At 68.1% G+C, this 392-nt stretch carries 1 protein-coding gene; it reads right to left on the bottom strand.

Annotated elements, in window-relative coordinates:
- On the bottom strand, positions 1-392 hold a 392-nt coding region (locus AB4039_RS42545), incomplete at both ends, for an FG-GAP-like repeat-containing protein (protein ID WP_442273351.1).

The raw sequence follows: 392 nt of genomic DNA, 5'->3' as shown, positions 1-392 counted from the left end.
ATCATCGCGAGGTCGCTGCGGCGGTCCCCGTTGAAGTCACCGGAGACGAGCTTCATGGAGGCACGGTCCCAGCTGTTCGCGGGGACCGTATAGCCCACCGTGAAGTCGCCGAAACCACCAACGGTGTTGCCGAGGGCGGTGTAGAAGCCGATCGAGCCGTCGCCGTGGTAATAGGTCATTACGGCGTCCGACCGGCCGTCACCGTTCAGATCGTTCTGCACGCCAGGGCGGACCGTGTCCTGTATCCATTGGGTGAGGTCGTCGGTGCGGGTGGAGGTGGCGCCCGTGCGGGTCTCGGTCGCGGGGGTGCCGAGGCAGCCGCCCTGCCAGGAGCGGGAGTTGACGGCGGTGAGCTGGCCGGAGGCGTTGAGGAGCGGTCCGCCGGTGTCGCC

The organism is Streptomyces sp. M-16, from assembly GCF_052114405.1.
Lineage (GTDB): Bacteria > Actinomycetota > Actinomycetes > Streptomycetales > Streptomycetaceae > Streptomyces.
This window is presented reverse-complemented; position numbering and strand designations above follow the sequence as displayed.